The sequence below is a fragment of the Bartonella sp. AA83SXKL genome (assembly GCF_042196965.1).
Classification (GTDB): domain Bacteria; phylum Pseudomonadota; class Alphaproteobacteria; order Rhizobiales; family Rhizobiaceae; genus Bartonella.
The window spans coordinates 409-682 of record NZ_JBHIRG010000209.1 but is presented as its reverse complement, the minus strand read 5'-3'; the positions used below and the strand labels follow the sequence as shown (position 1 = coordinate 682).

At 40.1% G+C, this 274-nt stretch carries 1 pseudogene; it reads left to right on the top strand.

Going from position 1 to position 274, the window contains the following annotated elements:
* A pseudogene (locus ACFINO_RS10660) lies at positions 1-274 on the top strand (hypothetical protein); the annotation flags it as partial.

Here is a 274-nt window from a genome sequence, read left to right as displayed (position 1 = left end):
GACGAGCGTACTATTGGTGATGCCCTCGAGCAAGGAGAGAAAGCACTGAAGAAAAGCGTTAATCTCGATACAATTAAAAGTCAACTTTCGGATTTGGGGTTGATGGAAAAAAATGCCTTTCAAAAAGGTGTACGCTCACAAGTAGAACATGCCGCAGGCAATGCACAGAATTTTGACCACAATCTTTTGAGTTTGTTTGACACGCAAAATGGTCAAGAAAAATTACAGCATATTTTTGGTAAGGATAAAGCCAAGCAGCTTATGAAAGTGTTGC